Below are 18,169 nucleotides of genomic sequence, written 5' to 3'. Positions count from 1 at the left end.
TCATGGACGTAGTGCGCCGTAGAACAATGAATGGAGAGTTGTGAGGCAGAGGCAGAGGACAATGGGTTCGAGCATGGTCAAGCCTCTTATTGTCATGGGTTAGTTGCCTACCAGAACTTCCAGGTATAGGTCGTGGCGAAACGGAACTCGTCGTAGTCGTAGCCGTACTTCTGCTTCACGTCGATGTTGCGCAGGTCCAGCCCGAGGCCTTTTAGCGTCCCGCTCTGTACCACGTAGCTGATGCCCAAAAAACGTTCGCTTTCTTGGTTGTCGCTCAGGTTGCCACCACGGTTCCAGTTGGTGCCCTTGGTGTAGCGGCTGTAGAACTTGAGCCCCGGTATGCCCATCCCGGCGAAGTCATAGCCGTAGCGCGCCGACCAGGATTTTTCACCCGGGCGGACGAACGCCAGGGAAGACCAGTTCACCAGGTAGGGTTGCGGGATATAACCGTTCAGGGTCGGGAACACACTGTCACCGAGCATGCGCTGGTAACTGGCGCCAAACTGGTGGGCCCCCTTGAGCAGGGTGAACAAAGCACCCCAGGAGCGGTTGTCAATCTCACCGTTCAACGCCTTGCCGTCTTCATTGTTATTGAAGTAGCGCAAATCGGTCTTGAGTCTGTAGCCATCCCCCAGATCCGCGTTGTGCATCAGGCCGACGTAATGCTGCTGATAGATATCGTGCAGCACGCCATAGAAGTAACTGGCTTGCAGGTTTTTGGAGATATCGTAGGTAGCGCCGCCAAAATCCAGGCCGCTGCTGTCGAGATTATCGGTGGCGCCGTACTTGTAGAGCTTCTCGTGGTTGGAAGACTCCCGGGTCGCCGCCGACCAGAAACGGCCGGCGGTCAGAGTCAGTTTTTCGACCTCCCTGGACTCGACCACAGCTCCCTGGTAGATGGTATCCAACTGGCGACTGGTGTCATCGAAAGCCACCGGCAATTGCGGGCGAAGATCGCCGACTTTCAGCTCAGTCTTGCTGTAGCGCATCTTGAACGTCGCACCGGCGCGACTGTAGTCATGGGCCGTCTGTCGGTCACTCACACTGTAGGGCAGCGAACCGTCGTTGCCTGACGAATCCAGACGCACGGCGTATTGCGCATCGACATCCAGGCCGATGGCCAAAGCTGTGTCGGTGTACCCGGAGGTGAACTGCGCATCGAAACCCTGGGACCAACTGTGCACTTCGGGAACCGGTGCATCGGTGTTGGTGTAGTTACGGTGCAAGTAGAAGTTGCGTGCATCCACTTTGAAGTGACTGTCATCGATCACATCGGCCTGGGCTGCCAAGGGTGCACAGATCATTCCCAAAACGCCGGCAATACTTCGCCCACGGCAAATTTGCTTTACCTGAACCATCCAACCTCTCCACGTCTGTATGTGCCTGGGCACTGTTTTTATAGGAGCAGAATCAAACCAAATACCTGGAAGTCGCGCGGTGGATGGCCGCGGGACTCAGGCGCAGTGCATGGGAGCTGTCACGTGGGCGCTCCCTCTTTTTGTTATGGCGCAGCTTCGGGCGGCTTCGACAAGCAGTCCGCTGCGACGATACGTTTGCTGTGTACCCAAGGTAAGTCAGCAGATGCCGCGACGGTATCGAGATGAACAGCATCCGAAGGGGGGAAAACTCCATGCCGGATAAAGGTTTCCCTTAGTCGGGCGGCAGCGCTGCAATCGCAAGGTCTTGCTTGGGTCGGCCCTAAACTAGCGACTGCGCTGCCAGGCAACTTCCCCGATTGCGCAGGTGGCTCTCCAATTGCGCAGCTGGATGCCGGAACCTGCGCAGGACCTTCAGCGGTGAGCTTGTGAGGGCGCAGAAGCAGCCAGCAGCGCGCCGGCCACTGGCATTGATCTTTCCTGCTTTCCTTGTGTCGACAGACTTTCTTCTTCAGCCAATGATGACTACAGGAAGTCCCGCGTCAAAAGGTCGGTGTAGACTGGCCACTCGAGCGTTTTCGGGCAAAGAGGTGTGTGCAGTGAAGTTTTTTGTGGTGCTTTTCCAGGCCCTGGAGCAGGTGCAGCCGTGATCAGCGCAGCGGTGCTGGCGCCGGAAACCCTCAGCATCGGCTGGCTGCTGTATGCGCCGGTGGTGATGTGGGCGCTCCTGCGTTCGCCGTGGGTCGAGCTGTTTGCCGACCGGCGGCGCCAGCATTTGCTGTTCGGCACGGTGTTCGCGTTGTTTATGTTGTGGTTGGTGCGCCGGGATTTCGATACAGGCGTGTCTTACCACTTCATCGGTATGACCGCCGTGACCTTGCTGCTCGATTGGCCCCTGGCGATCGTCGGCGGCTTTGCCGCGCAGCTCGGCCTGGTGTTGCTCGGTCGCCACGACCTGGCGGCAGTGGGCATCAACGGCATGCTGCTGGTCCTGTTGCCGGTGCTGGTGACCGAAGGCTGTGCGTTGCTGGTGGAGCGGGCGAAGCCGCGTAATCCCTTTGTGTATATCTTTTGTTCGGGCTTTTTCGCCGCCGCGCTGTCGGCCTTGTTGTGCCTGCTGGCGGGCCTGGGCTTGTTGTGGTTTGACGGGCGCTTCGCGATGCCCGAATGGATCGAGGATTTTGTCGGCTACCTATGGCTGATCATTTTTCCCGAGGCCTTTATCAATGGCATGGTGATCAGCGCCCTGGTGGTGTTTTGCCCGGAGTGGCTGGAGACGTTCAACCGCACACGCTACCTCTCGGCGCCCTGGAAGGACGACGATCCACGCCGTTGATCCAGGTCAAATCCTGCTCACACGAGTGGTCGCATGCTCTGCGAAATTTCCAGGAGCACGGAATCATGAGTGTGTACGAATGGGCACGGCAGGAGTTACGCAGAAGCCAGGACGCAGCGCAGGAAATCGGCTTTGACCCGGGGTTGACCCTGCGCGCCATGCTCAGTGCGGTGGTGCAGCAGAGCAAAGGCGTGCGCAGCTTTGAGGACCTGGCCGACGAGCTGCAATACCTGGCAGAGAATCTCGACGACCAGCAGGACTATGGCTTTATGCGCCCTTAGTGGCGCGGCGAGAGGTCGTCGGAGAACAGATCGTCTTCGGCGTCCGGGCTGACCGGGATCTTGTGTTCTTCTGACGCCCAGCCGCCCAGGTCGATCAGTTTGCAACGGTCAGAACAGAACGGACGATTGACGTTTTCCGCTTTCCATTCCACAGGTGCGCCGCAGGTTGGGCATTCGACGTTCAAGGGTTGGCTCATGATCGGCCTCCACGCAAAGTAAGGTAAAAGTGGTGCAGTCGCTCGACCTCGGCGTGCAGCCGGGCCAGGTCCTGGTCATTGACCAGCACGTCATCGGCATGGAGCAGGCGGTCTTCACGGGTGGCCTGGGCCTTGAGAATCGCCTGCACCTGCGCTTCGCTGATGCCGTCGCGCTGCAGGGTACGCTGAATCTGCAACGATTGCGGCACGTCGATCACCAGCACGCGTTGGGTCATGGTGTACTGGCCGGACTCGATCAGCAACGGTGACACCAGGATCGCATAAGGCGACTGGGCGCGGGCCAGGTGGCTACGAATCTCCTCGGCGATCAGTGGGTGCAGCAACGCTTCCAGCCAAAGACGCTCGTCGGGTACCTCGAAGATCAGCTTGCGCAACGCGCCACGGTCCAGTTGCCCGTCAGGCTGCAGCACGCCCGCACCGAAATGCGCGGCGATCTGCGCCAGGGCAGGGCGCCCGGGTTCGACTACCCAGCGGGCGGCGTGGTCGGCGTCAATCAAGTCCACGCCAAGCTTCACAAAGTGTTCGGCTGCCGCGCTTTTGCCACTGCCGATGCCGCCAGTGAGGCCAAGAATCCAGGGTGTTGCAACAGGAGTGGTCATCTGAAACCGACAGACTGCAAATAGAAGTCGGTTATTTGACCACCCCAGAGCAATGCAATCCAGCCGGCAATTGCCAGATACGGACCAAATGGCATTGGAGTGGAGGCTTGGGCTTTGCGCAGGCGCAATAGAATCAGGCCACCCATCACGCCCACCAGGGACGACAGCAGCAGCGTCATCGGCAGGATCTGCCAGCCACCCCAGGCGCCAAGCATTGCCAGTAGCTTGAAATCACCGTAACCCATGCCGTCCTTGCCGGTGATCAGTTTGAACAGCCAGAACACCGACCACAGGCTCATATAGCCGGCCACCGTGCCCCATAACGCATCGGGCAATGACACAAAAACGCCAAAACTGTTGAGGATCAGCCCCAGCCACAGTAACGGCAGCACCAGCGCGTCCGGCAGCAGTTGGTGATCGATATCGATCAGGCTCATCGCCAGCAAGCCCCAGCTCAACAGCATCGCTGCGCCGGCTGCCCAGCCGAAGCCGAAGTGCCAGGCGACATACGCCGAGATCAGCCCGCATGCCAGCTCAGTGGCGGGATAGCGCACGCCGATCGGTTGGTGGCAACTGGAGCAGCGGCCGTTGAGCAGCCAGTAGCTGAACAGCGGGATGTTCTCCCAGGTGCGAATCGGATGGTTGCAGTGCGGGCAGCAGGAGTTGGGCCGTATCAGGTTATAGGCTGCGGCCACGGGCTCGGCCGGAAGGCCAAGCACTTCGTGGGCCTGGGCTCGCCATTCGCGCTCCAGCATCTTCGGCAGGCGCCATGCCAGTACATTGAGAAAGCTGCCGACAATCAGGCCCAATACCAGCGAGACGGATACAAACCCCCAGGGCTGATGAACAAAGAGTTCAATCAAGGGCGTGCTCAAAAGGCTGTACCAAGCTGGAAAATCGGCAGGTACATGGCGAGCACCAATGCCCCGACGATGCCCCCAAGTACCACCATGATCAGAGGCTCCATCAGGCTGGTGAGGTTGTCTACCAGGTTATCGACGTCCGCCTCGTAGTGGCTGGCGACTTTTTCCAGCATGTTGTCGAGGGTGCCCGATTCCTCGCCGATAGCGGTCATCTGGACCGCCATACCGGGAAACAGACCGCTCACGGCCATGGATTCATTCAGTTGGATTCCGGTGGATACGTCATGCCGCATACGATTGATTGCCTGTTTGAACAGCCCGTTGCCGGTGGCGCCTGCTACTGAGTCCAATGCTTGCACCAACGGTACGCCCGCCGCAAAGGTGGTCGAAAGCGTACGGGCATAGCGGGCGACCGCCGACTTTTTCAGCAGTGTGCCTGCCACCGGGGTTTTCAACAAACTGGCATCGAGCCAGTGGCGAAAGCCTGTGGATGAGCGATAGGCTTTGCGCAGTCCTGCAAAACCGGCCCCTGCGGCCAGCACCAGTACCCACCAATTTTGCTGCATGAACCCCGACAGGCTGATGACCCCCAGGGTAAAGCCCGGCAACTGCGCATCGACACCGGCAAACAGGCCCTGGAACTGCGGCACCACGTGAATCAGCAAGATCGCGCTGACGACGGTGGCGACTGCCAGCACCGTCAGGGGATAGGTCATGGCTTTCCTGATTCGGGCTTTGAGCTGTTCGCTTTTTTCGAGGTGCGTGGCGACCCGTTCCAGTAACGCTTCAAGTGCACCTGCCTGTTCTCCCGCAGCAATCAGGTTGCAGTACAGCTCATCGAAATAGCGTGGCTGTTTCTGCAGCGCGCCGGACAGGCTGCTGCCGGCGGTGATTTCCTGTTTAACGCCTTGTACCAGCGCACGCATAGGCCGGTTGTCGAAGCCTTCGGCGATGATATCGAGCGCCTGTAAAAGCGCGATGCCGGCCTTTGATAACGTCGCCAGTTGGCGGGTAAAAAGGGCGATTTGCGCCGGTTTGACTGGTTGGGCGAAGCTCGGCCAACCGGTGAGTTTTTTCCTTACGCGCCCGGGGCTGATCCCTTGCTGGCGCAACAGTGCCTTGATCAGGGCGCGATTGTGACCGCTGGTTTCTCCCGATACTTTGCGCCCTTTGCGGTTGACGCCTTCCCAGGCATAGATCGCTGAAACCTCATTCATTTCGTAGTTCCGCACACAGTCGAAGATTTATAGCGTAGTCAGGCGACGGCTTCAGGCCGGGGGAGCTTGAACGAAAAAATGTCAGTTTGTGCGTCTTGTACAGGATTGGCTGCGTGGGGATGAGTACACTGGCGCGGTTACCGAGACGGGGTGCAGGATGCGCCTTGCGACAGGTTTTATTCTGGAGAGTGAATGTGATGCGTCAAAAAGGTTTTACCTTGATCGAATTGCTGATCGTCGTGGCGATCATCGGCATTTTGGCCACCATCGGCCTGCCCATGTACACCAAGCACCAGGCCAAGGCCAAGTTCACCGCCGGGCTGGCTGAAGTTTCCGCGTTGAAGGCCGGCTTTGAAGACACGCTTAACCAGGGTACGCCGCCGACCCTGGCGTTGATTGGCGGAACCAGCCCGACGGCCAACTGCAAGATTGACGTGACCGGTGATGTCGCCACGGGCGCGGGCACGATTGCCTGCGAGATTCTTGATGCGCCCGCGCCCGTCCTTGGCAAGATCATCACCTTGACCCGTGGGGCCACGACCGGCTGGAAATGCAGCACCACCGCAGAAGACCAATACGCCGCCAAAGGTTGTGCCTCCGGCGGCGCTTGAGCCTAGGGTCGTCTACTGTCTATGCAACAGTGGAGAGCGTCTGCATCAATGGCGCCATACCCGTCACAAGGAAGTAGAGGTTGCCGATGACGTTGTCCGTTCAGCAGCGGGGGAGCACCTTCCTCATCGTGGCTATGTGTTTGTTGACGCTGGCTATCTGTGCGCCATTCAGTAGCCACGACTGGCAGCGCGTGGTGCAGATATCGGTGGCGGTGTGTGCAGTGGTATATGGGCTGTGCCTGCCTCAGGCAGGCCAATGTGTCGACCGGCCGACCGCGCTCGGTGTGGCGCTGATCGGCGGGGCAGGCCTGGTTTCTGCCGTGTTGGCGCATCAGCCACTCTGGGCCTTGGCCGAGTTGGCGCTGGCTATCAGTTGCGCCGCCATTGCCGTTACTTTCAGCCGAGTCAGGCGCGAGGGTGGTGAGCCCCTGGATCGCGTGTTGATCCTGTTCGTAGTGCTGTTGTGCCTGATTAAAAGTGTTCAATACCTGTACGCCGGCATCCTCGCGCTGACCAGCGGCAACCCGGTATTGAATACCGACTTGTTGCTGTCCGGGTTCTCCAACAAGCGCTTCTATGGTCAGTTCCAAACCTTCACCCTGCCGCTGCTGGCGCTTCCCCTCCTGCTTGCAAATGTCTCGCGAACCGCGCGGGCATTGCTGTTTGCGCTGCTGTGTGTCTGGTGGCTGATCGCAATCAGTGGCGGCACTCGCGGCACCTGGCTGGGCATGGGCGTCACCGGTTTGGCTCTGGTGTTCATGGGGGCTACAGGTCGGCGCTGGCTGGGTTGGCAGTTGGCAGCGCTGGCCTGCGGGTTGCTGCTGTATTGGTTGGTGTTCACCGTGCTGGCAGGGAACTTGGGCATTAGTATCTCCAACGGTGCGGCAGACCGCCTGACGACCAACCTGTCGGCGCGCGGCCCTATCTGGTGGCAGGCCTGGGGCATGATTGTCGAGCGGCCTTGGCTGGGCTTCGGGCCGATGCATTTCGCCGACATCCCCAACCACATTGCCGCTCACCCTCACCAGGCGATTCTGCAGTGGGCCAGCGAGTGGGGCGTGCCGTCGACGTTGTGTGTGATCGCGCTGGCTACGCGGGCGGGTTGGGCAACCGTGGGTGTGCTGCGTGAGCGTGCAGTGTCGTTGGCGCCCGTGGACGTGCTGCGCCTGTGCCTGTTTGCCTCGCTGGTCGGCGCAATGACCCAGGCCATGGTGGATGGCGTGATCGTAATGCCGGTTTCGCAACTCTGGTTGGCGCTGGTGGTCGGGTGGCTGATGGCGTTGCATGTGTGGCGAACGCCATCGAGCAGTCCGGTGCCAGCGTTGTACACAGTGCGGATGATGGCGAGTGTCGTGGCCGTCGCCTTGTTGGTGTTCGTCGCGGTTCGTGATGTACCGGGCCTCACGGAACGTATCCAGCACTATATGGACTCCGGCAACGATCACCTGCAGCCGCGGTTCTGGGCGCAGGGTGTGATTGCCCTCCCAAAGCAGTGAGTTGCCGGACGCCCAAGGCAGTGCTAGCTTTAGCCCACCGCCCGTGTAGCTCAGTCGGTAGAGCAGCGCACTCGTAACGCGAAGGTCGCAGGTTCGATTCCTGTCTCGGGCACAAAGGCAACACAGTTTTCAGATGATCCCAGAATGGTTCTGAAGGCCAGACGAACCGGTATTCATGCCTGTTCTTTTGTATCTGCGCGACCTTGATGACCCAGATGCATCCCCATTCCTCGATCTAAGAGAACGACAAATGACCACACAAGAAATGACCCAGGAAGCGCGGCACGAAGCAGCCCTCAAAAAGTACGTCGCGGAGTCGCCGGAACTGCTGGATGAGATCAAGGACCTGAGCGCCGATGATCAAAGGGACCAGATCCAATGGTCATTTGAGGATGAGGCCGAGGCCCAGGGCCTGCAGCCATGGGAACTGACCCTCAAGTACACCTCCACCCCCGAAGCGTTCGAAGCGGCGCGCTTGGCTTTGCACAAGGAGGCCGCCGAGGTGCTGGGTGTGGACTGGAACGAGTATTGCGGGATGAATAATCTCGCGATCTGACACAAGTTTAATGTGGCGAGGGAGCTTGCTCCCGCTGGGTTGCGAAGCGACCCCAAAAACCTTGGGAGCGCTGCGCACTCCAGCGGGAGCAAGCTCCCTCGCCACAAAAGCAGGCGCTTACATTCAAGGGTGTTTCAGAGACTAAGCCGCATCGACAAATCCACCGCCTTCACATCCTTGGTCATCGCCCCAATGGAGATGTAGTCCACGCCGGTTTCAGCGATGGGCAGCAAGGTGCTTTCGTTGATCCCGCCACTGGCTTCCAGCTTGGCTTTGCCGCCGTTCAGGCGCACCGCTTCGCGCATGTCATCCAGGCTCAACTCATCCAGCATGATGATGTCGGCGCCCGCCGCCAGTGCTTCGCGCAGTTCATCCAGGCTTTCCACTTCGATTTCCACCGGCTTGCCCGGGGCTATCTTGTGGGCAGCACTGATGGCCTGGGCAATGCCGCCGCAGGCCGCGATATGGTTTTCCTTGATCAGAAACGCGTCATACAGGCCGATGCGATGGTTGTGGCAGCCGCCGCAGGTCACGGCATATTTTTGCGCCAGCCGCAGGCCGGGCAGGGTCTTGCGGGTATCCAGCAGCTTGACCTGGGTGGCCGCCACAAAGTCCGCCAAATATTGCGCACGGGTGGCTACGCCTGACAGCAGTTGCAGAAAATTCAGCGCGCAGCGCTCGCCACTGAGCAGCGAACGGGCCGGACCTTCGAGATGAAACAATGCCTGGTTCGGGCTGACACGTTCGCCGTCGCGCACCTGCCAATGCACCGCGACACGTGGGTCCAACTGGCGAAACACCGCCTCCACCCAGGCCGTACCGCTGATCACGGCGGCATCCCGAGTGATGATCGTAGCCTTGGCCAGGCGCTCGGCCGGGATCAACTGCGCGGTGATGTCACCGCTGCCGATGTCTTCCAGTAGTGCGCGACGCACATTGGCTTCGATTTCGGCGGTCAGGTCGGCTAGACGAAGATTGGGCATAACAGGCTCCACAAACAAAGTGCCTCGATTATAGGGGCAGGTCGGGCTTGAACCCAAGGCAACCGGTGCCACCGGCACGGCTCGCGGCGCTCATTTACACAGCAATCTCAGAGTTTGCTGGCGCAACAACCCCCGTTTGCAAGATAATCTCGCGCCTTGCAATTGGCGTCATAGCTTTGACGTCGCAGTGATAGCCCGATTTAGCAGTGCCCTGGGGTACGTTTCCCTGTTGCTGCACCGATCTTTCACACAATCGAATACCGCCGTTTCAGGAGGCCAGGATGCACAATGACGGGAAGGTGGTGCCGATCAATACGGCACGGGCGATGCCATCGCCGCTCGCCCGCCTGCCGGTGGTGTTGCTTCAGGTCCGTGACAAGGCGGCGCAGCAACTCAGGCAAGGACTGCAGGAGTTGTTTGATAACGCCGACGACACCCTGTTCGAAATGGCCGACAAGTCCCGCAGCAACGTCGACCACGGTATTTTCTTTGAAGCCATGCGCGACTTGCGCCTCAAGCGCAAGAATTTCGAGCGCGGCTTCATGGAACAACTCTTTGAGGCGTTTGCCAATCTTGGCAACGTGGAGCACGGTGAGCTGCAACTGATTCCGGTGGTGTCCTACGCGGCGGTGCCCGGTGCCTCCAGTGACGAGCTCGAAAAAGCCGTCGCCCTTGAAGCCATGCTGGGCAAGGTGCTGCGCCGTGATGGCCTGGCCCTCGGGCAGTTGACGGCCCGCCTGAACGCGTTGCTCGACAAGCGCCTGGATGATCGCGACAACCCTTTGGGGCCGGCGATGCTGTGCGCGTTCTTTCTGCAGGCGGGGCGTAGCCTGGGCGTGGAAATACGAGTCAAGCTGATCGTTCTGAAGCTGTTTGAGAAATACGTCCTCAGTGACGCCGACCTGTTATACGGCGAAGCCAATCAATTGCTGATTGCCACCGGTGTGTTGCCCGAACTCAAGGCCGTTCCTTCCCGTCGTGCTGTCGCTGCTGCCGATTTGCCCGAAGACATCCCGCCCATCGCCGGCCATCCCGCGGATGACAGTGGCCAGGAAGTTTTCGCGGCCCTGCAGGAATTGCTGTCTGCGGTGCGCGGCAGTGTTGCGCCAACCCTTGAGGCCAGTGCCGAGACCCAACCCATCTCCACCCGCGACCTGCTGCGCCTGCTCTCTCATTTGCAGCAATACGTGCCTGCACCCGAGGTCGAAGATGATTTTGACCTGCGCAGCCAGCTGGAACAACTGCTGACCCGGGTCAGCGTCAAGAGCGGCAAGTCGCGGGTGGTGGAGGATGCAGACGAGGATGTGATCAACCTGATTGCCATGCTCTTTGAATTCATCCTCGATGACAGCACGGTGCCAGAGTCGCTCAAGGCATTGATCGCGGGCTTGCAGATCCCGATGCTGAAAGTGGCGGTGCTGGACAAGAGCTTTTTCAGCCGCGGCAACCACCCGGCGCGACGCCTGCTCAATGAAATCGCCGCGGCGTCCATGGGCTGGGGCCGGCGCGACGATTATCAGCGTGACAGCCTGTACCTGCACATCGAGCAGGTGGTGCAGCGATTGCTGAATGACTTCGTCGATGACCCGGCGATTTTTTCCCAGTTGCTGACGGAATTTACCGCGTTTACCCATGACGAACGGCGTCGCAGCGAATTGCTGGAACAGCGCACCCGTGATGCGGAAGAAGGCCGTGCCCGCACTGAAATTGCCCGTCAGCGGGTGGCCGAGGCGCTCAATTCGCGGCTGCTGGGCAAAGTGCTGCCCGAGGTCGTGGTGCAGTTCCTGCAACAGGCCTGGAGCCAGGTGCTGTTGCTGGCTTGCCTCAAGCATGGCGAGCGCTCGCTGCAATGGGCGGCAGGGTTGCGCACCATGGACGAATTGATCTGGAGTGTCGGCCTGAGCGAAGACACCGAGGCAGGCCGGCACCTGCTGGAGCAGTTGCCCGACCTGCTCAAGGCCCTGCGCGACGGGTTGAGCGGTGCCGCGTTTGACCCATTCCTCACTCGGGAATTTTTCAGCCAACTGCAAACCCTGCATGTCCTGTCTTTGCGGGGCAACGCTGATGGACCGGCTTCGCTGTCCCGGGTCGAGGTCTGCGAAGCTTTCGTCCTCAGCCACACCGCACCGGCCATTTCGGTGAGCCTGCCGGAAGATGACGCCGACCTGCTCAAGGTCCGCCAACTGCGGATCGGTTGCTGGGTCGAGTTCCAGGAAGACACCGAAAATACCCTGCGCTGCAAGCTGACAGCGATTGTGGCGCCGGGCAATACCTGTATTTTTGTCAATCGAACCGGCCTCAAGGTCCTGGAAAAAAGCCCGGTTGAACTGGCGCTGCAGTTCAAGCGTGGCGCGGTGCGAACCCTCGATGACGCGCTGTTGTTCGACCGTGCCCTGGCCTCGGTGATTGGCAACCTGCGCCAACTTCATCGCGCCAAGTGATCGCAACCAGACAGCGGAACGCGGCATACTGAGCCACCCCAGCCTCGTTCAAGGAACCTGTATGCAGTTGGACCCCGCCAGCGGTTGGTGCCAAGGCATTCGCCATTGCCCCTCGCCCAACTTCAACGAGCGCCCCGGTGGCGAGATATCCCTGTTGGTGGTGCATAACATCAGCCTGCCACCGGCGCAATTCGCCACCGGCAAGGTGCATGAGTTTTTCCAGAATCGCCTGGATGTCACGGAACACCCCTACTTTGAAGGTATCGCCGACCTACGGGTCTCTGCGCATTTTCTGATTGAGCGTGACGGCGCGGTGACGCAGTTTGTCTCCTGCCAGGACCGGGCGTGGCATGCCGGGGTATCGAGCTTTGAGGGCCGTGAGACGTGCAACGACTTTTCCCTGGGGATCGAGCTGGAAGGTACCGACGACTTGCCTTTCACCGATGCCCAGTATCAATCCCTGATCGCCCTGACGCGCCAGTTGCTGGCGGCGTACACGGGCATTACTCGCCAGCGCATTTGTGGCCATAGTGATATCGCCCCGGGACGCAAGACCGATCCCGGACCCGCTTTTGATTGGGCGCGCTTTCGCAGCGCCTTGCAGGATGGAGGACACGCACGATGAGTTTCCTGGTGTTGGTGTTGGCAGTATGGATCGAGAAGTTCTCGGCCCTGCGCCACCGTATACAACGTGATGGCGGTTGGTTGCGGGAGCTGGCCAAGCTGGAATCGAGCGCCAGTATGGACAAGCAGCCGTGGCTGATCCTCGCACTGCTGGTGCTGCTGCCGGTGGCCTTGCTTGCGCTGTTGCTGCTGGTGCTGGAGCCAGTGGCTTATGGCCTGTTGGCGCTGCCGGTGCATTTACTGGTGGTGATCTACAGCCTGGGCCGTGGCGATCTATTGGCCGGACTGGGACCGTTTCGTGATGCCTGGCGCCGGGGTGACCTGCAAGCCGCCGAGCATGTGGCCGAACGCGACCTGGGCCTCAGCGCCGACAGTGGTGAACAGTTGCTGGAGCGGGTCCAGGGCCATCTGCTGTGGCAGGCCTACCAAAGTTTCTTTGCGGTGATTTTCTGGTACTTCCTCCTCGGACCAGTGGCTGCCCTGGCCTACCGCCTGCTGGCGCTGGCGACCGAGAACAGCAAGAACCCGCTGGTGGCCGAGCGTGCCGGGCAGTTGCGCCATGCCTTCGACTGGTTGCCGGTGCGCTTGCTGGCGGCCAGTTTTGCCTTGGTGGGCAACTTTGTGGCGGTCGGCCGTGTGATGCTTCACGAACTGTTGAGCTGGGATATCAGCGCGGCGCAGTTGGTGGACAAGGTTGGCCTGGTGGCTGCTGAAATCCCGCCCCCGGTGGTGGGCGCCGAGGGTATCAACAGCCTGGATCGAATCTGGGAATTGCTACTGCGCGCCGCCGTGCTGTGGTATGCCGGCTTCGCTATCTGGACCGTGCTGCCCTGATCTGCACCGGCAGGCGCGAGCAACTCGCGCCTGCCGTTAACCTTAAGTTACAAACCTCCTTTTCGAATTGAGCTATACAGACAGAGCGCCAAATAGTGGCTATCTGCCGCCGCCCTGCGCCCTCAATAAAAATAAAAGAAAAGGGAGTTCACCTGTGAAGCGCTTGCTCTATCCCGCCGTCGCGTTCATGAACCGCCTGACCTTCGGCATGAAGTTCAGCCTCATCAGCGTGCTGTTCCTGCTGCCCATGCTGGCCACCAACTACTACCTGGTGCGCGACTCCTGGCGCGAATTCCAGGGCACCCGCATCGAGCTGCAAAGCCTCGACCTGCTGGGCGCAAGCCTGGCCCTGCGCCGCGACCTGGAAACCCTCAACAACCAGGTGCAGATCAACGCCACCCTTGGCCAATCCGGCAAGGCCGGTGATATCGAAAGCCAGATCACCGCCCTCGAACAAAGCCTGCTACAGCGCCTGCAGAGCTTTCAGGCCCTCACCACCGACCCCGAACAAACCGCCGCATTCGAAGCCAAGCGCGACGAGATGATCGCTGCCTTCAAGGCCCAACAGCAGGAAACCTCGCTGTTGAGCAAAAGCGCACTGATCGGAAAACTGTTGAACAAGGCACACATCCTCAGCCAGATCATCGCCAGCCAATCAGGCTTGAGCCGCGACCCCCAAGGCGACCTGCGCCAACTCAGCGAACTGATCACCAGCGTCACCCCGCAAGTCACCCAGACCTTGGGCGAAGGCCGTGCAATGGGCGCGTATTCGTTGGGCCAGGGCTTCCTCAATTCCTCTTCCAGCACCCGCTTTGATGAGTTGCTGCAGCAACTGGAAAAGCTCCAGGCCGAATATGGCCTGAAACTGCAAGACGCCCTCGGCTCCAGTAAACCTGCCCACGCAGCGCTGGCGAGCCTTGCCGACGCGAGTAAGGCCAGCCTCAAGCAAGGCAGTGAGTTGTTCGAAGAGCAGGTGGTAATGGCCCAAACCCTCGACGCCCCGTGGCAAGTTTTCTACGACGAAGTCAGCACATTGATGGCCAGGACCTACCAGCTCAACGAAGCCACCCTGACCTTTCTCGAACAGCAGTTGGAGCAGCGCCTGTCGGAGAACCGCACGCACATGATCGGACTGGTGGCGGCCCTGGTGTCGGTGTTTTTGCTGATCTTCTATCTGTACGCCGGTTTCTACGCCTCCACCCGCACCACCTTGCGCCGCCTCGGGGCAATGATGGACAAGGTGGCTGCGGGCGACATGACCGTCACCTTCGTCGCGCACAGCCGCGATGAGTTGGGGGATTTGGGCCAGGTGTTCAACGGTACCGTGGCAAAAATCCATGACCTGATCGAGCGGGTAGGGCACACGGTCAACCAGGTCGAACGCCAGGCCGGGCAAGTGGAGTCGGTCTCGGCCAGCAGCAACCAGGCCGTATCCGGCCAGCGCAGCCAGATCGAGCAAGTGGCGACCGCCATGAACCAGATGTCATCCACCGCCCAGGAAGTGGCGCGCAGTGCGGCGGCGGCGGTCAGCAGTGCCCACAGTGTCAACGATGAAACCGTCAGCGGTCGTGGCCTGGTGCAGTCCCAGCAAGGCAGCATCGCGGCATTGGCCTTGGAGATCGATCAGTCGGTGCGGGTGATCAACCAGTTGGCCATCGACAGCCAATCCATCAGCCGCGTGCTGGAAGTGATCAAGAGCATCGCCGAACAAACCAATCTGCTGGCGCTGAACGCCGCCATCGAGGCTGCGCGAGCCGGTGAGCAAGGACGCGGTTTCGCCGTGGTGGCGGATGAGGTTCGCACCCTGGCCCGGCGTACCCAACACTCCACCGAGGAAATCGAGCAGATGATCGCCAAGCTTCACAGCGGTGTCGGCGCGGCGGTGAAGGCCATGGGCACCAGCCACGAGATGGCTAATGGTACGGTGGGGCAGTCGGAAAAGGTCCAGCAGGCCCTGGAAAATATTCTTGGCGCCGTAGGCATGATCGTCGACCAGAACCAGCAGATTGCCGCCGCCGTCGAGCAGCAGACCGCCGTGGCCCATGACATCGACCAGAACATCGTGGAAATCAACCGGGCCGGTGAGCACGCGGCGCAGGGTGCGCACCAGACCGAGGAAGCCAGCCGGCAGTTGTCGTTGCAAGTGGTCGAGCTGAAGCAGTTGATCGGAGCCTTTCGTGTGTGAGTTTGGGTTGTAGGATTATTTCGCGCGGTACGTAGTGTGTGTCCTGTTTTTGGCGCTGATCTTTTTCTGATGCCAAAATGGGTGAGAATTTGTTTCATCCATTTTCGCGCAGGTTCTGTCATGACCGCTGCAATTGTTGGCGTACGAGGCCATTGTGCCCATTGCGCCATTTCATTTGAGCTCAAGCCTTGGCAGCTCAACGCTATTTCCATTGGCGTACCGTTCGATTGCCCGTATTGCCATAAGGGCGTGCGGCCGACTTGTGCCAAACAGTTAAAGCAGTTCAAGTCCCTGGACAATCTGGGCTTGCTGCGACCGAGCATGATCTTGCTCACCAGCGCGGCGTTGCTGGTGGCGTTGGTAGCGGAGTGGATAGGGCTGATCAGTGTGGCTGGGCAGCTCAATGTTTCGCTGATGGCGGTACTGATTTACTTCGCGACCTTGCGCTACGCCCGCCACCGGCAGCGGATGACGCTGACATTGCGTTAGGTAAAAACTACCAGTTGAACAGCTCGCAGGTATTGCGAGTGCTCGCCTCGGCCAACGCTGAAGGGCTGATACCCATGCGCTCGGCCAGGGCTGCACAGATGTCTGGCAGGTGTTCGGGGCTGTTGCGCTGGCCGGGGAACATCACCGGTGCCATGTCTGGCGAATCGGTTTCCAGGACCACGGATTCCAGCGGCAGCCGGGCAATTACCTTGTGCATGCGCAAGGCTTGCGGCCACGTGGCCGCGCCGCCCAGGCCCAGTTTGAACCCAAGCTTGATGTACTCGCGGGCTTCTTCCTGGCTGCCGGCGAACGCGTGAATGATGCCGCCCCGTGGCAGGCGGATACGCTTGAGGGTGGCGATCACGGCGGCATGGCTGCGTCGCACATGCAGCAGCGCTGGCAGCTGGAAATCCACCGCCAGTTTCAGTTGGGCTTCAAACAGGCTTTGCTGGCGCTCGCGGTCCAGCTGTTCGAGGAAGTAATCCAGGCCGATTTCGCCCACTGCACACAGTTGCCGGTGGCCGTTCAGGCGGGTCAGCCAGTCAGCCAGTTCCGTGAGGTCGGCGGGGCGGTGCTCATCGAGGTACACCGGGTGCAAGCCGAAGGCCGCGAATAAACCTGCGTCCTTTTGCACCAGGTCCCACAGCCGTTGCCAATTTTGCTGATAGACGCCCAGCAGCACCATCCTGCGCACGCCCAAATGGCGGCTGCGGTCCAGGACTTCTGCGCGGTCGGCATCGAAGTCCGGAAAATCCAGATGGGTGTGGCTGTCGATCAGCTCCACACCGCTTACTCCGAATGAATCCGCTGCTTGAACGTGCGGCCGATGGCATGCACGCCGGGCGCGTAATGCTGGTCTTCAATCGCCGCCAGCGCCAAACGCAGCGCGGTGTCGGCGATCAATTGATGCTGTTGGGCCATGGCATTCACCGGCAGCGGCAGGAAATCCAGCAACTGCGTGTCACCAAAAGTCCCCAGGCGCAGCGGGCGGGATTTGAGCGGGAAGTCATGCAGCGCATCAAACACCCCTTGCAGCAGGACGTAGGACGTCGTCACCAGCGCGTCAGGCAAATGCCCCAGGCTTTGCAGCAACTGCTCCATCAGTTGTCGGCCACAGTCGCGGCTGAACGACTCGCCCTGTTCGATCAGCACTTCGCCGTTGAACTCTTTCAGCGCTTCCCTGAAACCCGCAGTACGTTCCTGGCTGATGCTCAACTCGGGCCGTGCGCCGATCAACACGATCTGCTTGGGCAGCGGTTGCAACAGGCTGCTGGTTAATTGCTGGCAGGCCTGGCGATCATCACTGACCACCGAGCAAAACTGCGTAGACTCCATCACCCGGTCGATGGCAATCACCGGCAGGCCCTTGGCTTGCAGTTCGCGGTAGCTGTCGTCGCTGGCCGGCAGGCAACTGGCAACAAACAGTGCATCGCAACGGCGGGCGCGGAACAGTTGCAGCAATTGCCGCTCGCTGTTGGCGTCGTCGTCGGAGCTGGCGATCAGCAGTTGATAGCCACGGGCCCGTGCACCTTGTTCCAGCAGCTTGGCGATGCGGGCGTAACTGGGGTTTTCCAGGTCCGGCAGGATAAAACCCAGGGTACGGGTATGCCGGCTGCGCAGCCCGGCGGCCTGAGGGTTTGGTGTAAAGCCATGTTCTTCAACCACGGCGCGCACCCGTTCGACGGTTGCGCTACTGATCCGTTGCTGTTCGGCCTTGCCATTGATGACGTAGCTGGCGGTGGTCACAGACACACCGGCAATGCGCGCAATATCACTGAGTTTCAAACCGGGATTTCCTTGTTTTTTAGAGCTTGCCCCGACACTTTGTCCAATCGTAACCGATTACTGCAGGCGACCAGCGTCGCAACTCAACAGCCGAGTGGCGCTTCAATCATGCTTAATTAACGCGTAATCTGCCATAAATTCTAGATTAAACGTTTCAGCAAGCGTATTTTTACGATTATCGCGACGAACGTGGTCCTGCCAACTGACCACTCAGTCAATTTTTTCGAACGCCTTTGCATTGATTTATTCAAAATAATACCTAGTGCGCCTGCCGC

Annotated in this window: 18 protein-coding genes, 1 tRNA gene and 1 pseudogene; 12 read left to right on the top strand and 8 right to left on the bottom strand. The window is 59.9% G+C overall.

Features of this window, described 5'->3' with window-relative positions; genetic code table 11:
• Positions 1–107 precede the first annotated feature (107 nt).
• Complete coding sequence (locus tag ACZRN6_RS30115; RefSeq protein ID WP_464009548.1) at positions 108–1,358, bottom strand: OprD family outer membrane porin; 1,251 nt, start codon at positions 1,356–1,358, stop codon at positions 108–110.
• Positions 1,359–2,022: 664 nt separating this feature from the next.
• Between ACZRN6_RS30115 and ACZRN6_RS30110 the strand changes: the two genes are divergently transcribed.
• Both ACZRN6_RS30110 and ACZRN6_RS30105 read left to right on the top strand, forming a co-directional pair.
• On the top strand, positions 2,023–2,712 hold the full coding sequence (locus ACZRN6_RS30110; protein ID WP_464009547.1) for an energy-coupling factor ABC transporter permease: 690 nt from the start codon (positions 2,023–2,025) through the stop codon (positions 2,710–2,712).
• A 65-nt stretch (positions 2,713–2,777) separates the two neighbouring features.
• Entirely contained in the window at positions 2,778–2,993 is a 216-nt protein-coding gene (locus tag ACZRN6_RS30105; protein ID WP_003215917.1) for a hypothetical protein, read from the top strand.
• Here the strand turns inward: ACZRN6_RS30105 and yacG are convergent.
• The 4 genes from yacG to ACZRN6_RS30085 are packed head-to-tail and all read right to left on the bottom strand — an operon-like array spanning position 2,990 to position 5,890.
• Complete coding sequence (gene yacG / locus ACZRN6_RS30100) at positions 2,990–3,190, bottom strand: DNA gyrase inhibitor YacG (protein ID WP_464009546.1); 201 nt, start codon at positions 3,188–3,190, stop codon at positions 2,990–2,992. The genes ACZRN6_RS30105 and yacG overlap by 4 nt on opposite strands.
• Positions 3,187–3,810: a dephospho-CoA kinase gene (coaE, locus tag ACZRN6_RS30095; RefSeq protein WP_322147569.1), complete on the bottom strand. Its 624-nt coding sequence runs from the start codon at positions 3,808–3,810 to the stop codon at positions 3,187–3,189. The genes yacG and coaE overlap by 4 nt, the downstream gene beginning before the upstream one ends.
• Entirely contained in the window at positions 3,807–4,685 is an 879-nt protein-coding gene (locus tag ACZRN6_RS30090; RefSeq protein WP_464009545.1) for a prepilin peptidase, read from the bottom strand. The genes coaE and ACZRN6_RS30090 overlap by 4 nt, the downstream gene beginning before the upstream one ends.
• Positions 4,682–5,890, bottom strand: coding sequence for a type II secretion system F family protein (locus tag ACZRN6_RS30085; RefSeq protein ID WP_464009544.1), 1,209 nt, complete (start codon positions 5,888–5,890; stop codon positions 4,682–4,684). Before ACZRN6_RS30085 ends, ACZRN6_RS30090 begins: the two co-directional genes overlap by 4 nt.
• Before the next feature lie 197 nt (positions 5,891–6,087).
• Here ACZRN6_RS30085 and ACZRN6_RS30080 point away from each other — a divergent pair, with 197 nt between their 5' ends.
• The 4 genes from ACZRN6_RS30080 (at position 6,088) to ACZRN6_RS30065 (ending at position 8,553) form a co-directional block, all read left to right on the top strand.
• Complete coding sequence (locus ACZRN6_RS30080) at positions 6,088–6,501, top strand: pilin (protein ID WP_322148755.1); 414 nt, start codon at positions 6,088–6,090, stop codon at positions 6,499–6,501.
• Positions 6,502–6,587: 86 nt separating this feature from the next.
• Positions 6,588–7,997 carry an O-antigen ligase family protein gene (locus ACZRN6_RS30075; RefSeq protein WP_464009543.1) on the top strand — a complete coding sequence of 470 codons (1,410 nt, stop codon included), beginning with the start codon at positions 6,588–6,590 and terminating at the stop codon, positions 7,995–7,997.
• Between the two features lie 39 nt (positions 7,998–8,036).
• A tRNA-Thr gene (locus ACZRN6_RS30070) sits at positions 8,037–8,109 on the top strand.
• Between the two features lie 138 nt (positions 8,110–8,247).
• Positions 8,248–8,553 carry a DUF6388 family protein gene (locus ACZRN6_RS30065; protein WP_177084328.1) on the top strand — a complete coding sequence of 102 codons (306 nt, stop codon included), beginning with the start codon at positions 8,248–8,250 and terminating at the stop codon, positions 8,551–8,553.
• Between the two features lie 134 nt (positions 8,554–8,687).
• Here ACZRN6_RS30065 and nadC read toward each other — a convergent pair whose 3' ends face one another.
• On the bottom strand, positions 8,688–9,536 hold the full coding sequence (gene nadC, locus ACZRN6_RS30060; RefSeq protein ID WP_322147564.1) for a carboxylating nicotinate-nucleotide diphosphorylase: 849 nt from the start codon (positions 9,534–9,536) through the stop codon (positions 8,688–8,690).
• A gap of 281 nt (positions 9,537–9,817) precedes the next feature.
• Between nadC and ACZRN6_RS30055 the strand changes: the two genes are divergently transcribed.
• The 6 genes and pseudogenes from ACZRN6_RS30055 (at position 9,818) to ACZRN6_RS30030 (ending at position 16,109) form a co-directional block, all read left to right on the top strand.
• The gene (locus ACZRN6_RS30055; protein ID WP_464009542.1) at positions 9,818–11,977 is read left to right on the top strand and encodes a DUF1631 domain-containing protein; all 2,160 of its coding nucleotides are present in this window, start codon (positions 9,818–9,820) and stop codon (positions 11,975–11,977) included.
• A 61-nt stretch (positions 11,978–12,038) separates the two neighbouring features.
• Positions 12,039–12,602, top strand: coding sequence for a 1,6-anhydro-N-acetylmuramyl-L-alanine amidase AmpD (gene ampD, locus ACZRN6_RS30050; protein ID WP_322147562.1), 564 nt, complete (start codon positions 12,039–12,041; stop codon positions 12,600–12,602).
• A complete protein-coding gene (ampE, locus tag ACZRN6_RS30045; protein WP_464009541.1) occupies positions 12,599–13,435 on the top strand; it encodes a regulatory signaling modulator protein AmpE in 837 nt (278 codons plus the stop codon). The genes ampD and ampE overlap by 4 nt, the downstream gene beginning before the upstream one ends.
• Before the next feature lie 187 nt (positions 13,436–13,622).
• A pseudogene (locus tag ACZRN6_RS30040) lies at positions 13,623–14,714 on the top strand (methyl-accepting chemotaxis protein); the annotation flags it as partial.
• Positions 14,691–15,620 carry a methyl-accepting chemotaxis protein gene (locus ACZRN6_RS30035; RefSeq protein WP_464009559.1) on the top strand — a complete coding sequence of 310 codons (930 nt, stop codon included), beginning with the start codon at positions 14,691–14,693 and terminating at the stop codon, positions 15,618–15,620. The pseudogene ACZRN6_RS30040 and the gene ACZRN6_RS30035, both read left to right, overlap by 24 nt.
• Before the next feature lie 120 nt (positions 15,621–15,740).
• Positions 15,741–16,109 carry a hypothetical protein gene (locus ACZRN6_RS30030; RefSeq protein ID WP_416152093.1) on the top strand — a complete coding sequence of 123 codons (369 nt, stop codon included), beginning with the start codon at positions 15,741–15,743 and terminating at the stop codon, positions 16,107–16,109.
• 7 nt (positions 16,110–16,116) lie between these two features.
• Here ACZRN6_RS30030 and ACZRN6_RS30025 read toward each other — a convergent pair whose 3' ends face one another.
• Both ACZRN6_RS30025 and cra read right to left on the bottom strand, forming a co-directional pair.
• A complete protein-coding gene (locus ACZRN6_RS30025) occupies positions 16,117–16,893 on the bottom strand; it encodes a TatD family hydrolase (protein ID WP_322147557.1) in 777 nt (258 codons plus the stop codon).
• 5 nt (positions 16,894–16,898) lie between these two features.
• Positions 16,899–17,894: a catabolite repressor/activator gene (cra, locus tag ACZRN6_RS30020; RefSeq protein ID WP_464009540.1), complete on the bottom strand. Its 996-nt coding sequence runs from the start codon at positions 17,892–17,894 to the stop codon at positions 16,899–16,901.
• Positions 17,895–18,169 lie beyond the last annotated feature (275 nt).

The sequence above is a fragment of the Pseudomonas sp. A125 genome, assembly GCF_055409485.1.
This window is presented reverse-complemented; position numbering and strand designations above follow the sequence as displayed.